The organism is Infirmifilum sp. (assembly GCF_049970975.1).
GTDB classification, from domain to species: domain Archaea; phylum Thermoproteota; class Thermoprotei; order Thermofilales; family Thermofilaceae; genus Thermofilum; species Thermofilum uzonense.
The window spans coordinates 1-2011 of the sequence record NZ_JBMFLX010000182.1 but is presented as its reverse complement, the minus strand read 5'-3'; the positions used below and the strand labels follow the sequence as shown (position 1 = coordinate 2011).

The following is a 2011-nucleotide window of genomic DNA, read 5'->3' as shown; positions in this document are numbered from 1 at the left end:
GTTCCTCGAAATCACTTAGCTCAACAAGCGCTTTAATGCGCCCCTCGGCCACCCCGCAGGGCTACCCTGTCTGAAGACAAAGCATAAGCACTAAGATTTCATTGCGCGCAGGCTCTGAGCCCGGCCGATCGAAAGCAAAGAAAAAAGGTTTATATGAAATCGTGTTCAGCGTACAATGCATGAAGACCATAACGATCACGGACGAGGTCTACAGGAAGCTGGTCGCCATCAAGGGTGACAAGACATTCTCCTAGGTAATCGATAGGCTGATCGCGCATGATGTGGAGAGGAGGGTGGAGAAGATCCTGGAGCTCGTCGCAGCGAGGAGAGAGGGGGTCGAGGATCTAGAGGAGGTGGTCAAGGCTGTCAGGAGCTCCTTCAGGGTGAGATATTGAGGCTCCTTCTCGACACTTCCTTCATTTTTTGAGCTGAAAAAGGGCAACAGCAGGGCGGTGAAAGCTCCGAGCAAGGAGAGCAGGGGAGCGGAGGACATCTTGATCTAGGCTCTGAAGAAGTACGCTTCTCATGGGAGCCTACTACCTGTGGCTGAGGAAGGGAGACGCGAGGGAGAGGACGTCGAAGAGGTCGAAGCGATCTACCAGCACCTCGCGCTCAGCGGCTAACCCCCCGGCCATTTCCTCACTCAGTCCTCTCTTCAGCTCCTCGATAGGAGTTATATCCGCCGCGCTCCCACGGGTTCGAGACCATGCCAGTGGCCTTTACGTAGACCCCCTCCGAGGGTGCTAAAGCTGTTGTTCAGCTTCACCGTGGCTTGCCGCTATAGCGTGCGTCCGAAGGGGATGAGCTACTGAAGTGGGAATCGTGGTCGGGGTTCTCATGAGGCGCCCAGCCGGGGGCTATCTCAACCTACCCTTCTCTCGAAAGAATAGAACGGGTAAGTAAAAGGGACAATCCATCATCGGAAGCGCCGTGGACATCCCATGCCGCTCGGCGTGCTACTCCCCGCTCCCGAGGGCGTTACAGCCAGCTTCGCTGCAGGCTGGATAGTAGCTGGAGGCATTGCTAAGGACTTCATTGCGGGCCCGCTAAGCGCCACTATAGGCAGTTTCCTCGTAGCTGCAGCCCCCATAATCCCTTTACTCACGGAGCATGTTCATAACTCCCTTAAAAAGCGTGGCATCATAGCCGACACCACATCCCGGCTAACGTGACAAAGCGTAAAATTTCGGATGGTAGCTCCATGTGGTGCCCATGCTCCGATGGAGCCTAAGCCTTCGGCCACTTTTTTTACCATTCTCATTCTCTTACGTTTTTCTCCCATAGTTTCCCACGACTATCGCTAAATCTTTATAATTGACTGTGTTATCATTGTTCACATCGGCTGGTGAGTATACCTCTATGCCGTAATTAGCTACAATTATTGCTAGATCCTTGTAGTCTACAACTCCATCCCTGTTCACATCGCCGATGACCAGTACGCGAAGCACCGTGGAAATTGACGTGTTTGCATACCCGGTTTTCGATGCCTCCGCGGTTATCGTATATCTTCCAGCAGCTAACCCCGTCAGATTGAGAACGTAGGATCCCTTCTCGTATTCTAGCACTGAGTATGTTTGCCCATTTACGCGGAGTCGTACCGTTGCTCCTGAAACAGCATCACCTTTCTCGTTAAAGAGGTAATATCTTAGAGTGATGCTTTTTCCCTCGTAAACTTCAGTAGGGACAGCCCCTTGCGCTATGAGAAGTTTGTTAACAACTCTTATTTTGATTGGAAGGAAGACCACACTATCCACTGCTTGTAGCACAATAGCATCCGAGATATCGTTAGGCGGAACCTCGACGCGTAGCGTGAGGGTTGCCGTCTCACCGCTCTTCAAGTTAGTCACCTGGGCCGGCTCAACCGTGACGAACGGCTTAAGGCGCTCGGGAACCCTCACGGCTATCGATGGCAAGTCCCTCAGCGCCTTGATCGTAACCACCGTGGTGTTCCCCCCGCCGGGCACTACTGCGAGGACCTCATCCCGCAGCCTCGCCGTGAAGCCCGGCCGAA

Annotated in this window: 2 protein-coding genes and 1 pseudogene; 2 read left to right on the top strand and 1 reads right to left on the bottom strand. The window is 53.4% G+C overall.

Features of this window, described 5'->3' with window-relative positions; genetic code table 11:
* Positions 1-161: 161 nt before the first annotated feature.
* Together ACP5KC_RS10325 and ACP5KC_RS10320 are read left to right on the top strand one after the other, a co-directional pair.
* The gene (locus ACP5KC_RS10325) at positions 162-254 is read left to right on the top strand and encodes an antitoxin VapB family protein (protein WP_428287530.1); all 93 of its coding nucleotides are present in this window, start codon (positions 162-164) and stop codon (positions 252-254) included.
* A gap of 687 nt (positions 255-941) precedes the next feature.
* Complete coding sequence (locus ACP5KC_RS10320) at positions 942-1172, top strand: hypothetical protein (RefSeq protein ID WP_428287529.1); 231 nt, start codon at positions 942-944, stop codon at positions 1170-1172.
* Positions 1173-1265: 93 nt separating this feature from the next.
* Here the strand turns inward: ACP5KC_RS10320 and ACP5KC_RS10315 are convergent.
* Positions 1266-2011, bottom strand: a pseudogene (locus tag ACP5KC_RS10315) (hypothetical protein); the annotation flags it as partial.

Coding starts and splice junctions, on each gene's coding strand:
- ACP5KC_RS10320 (WP_428287529.1), top strand. CDS start 942: ATGCCGCTCGGCGTGCTACTCCCCGCTCCCGAGGGCGTTACAGCCAGC.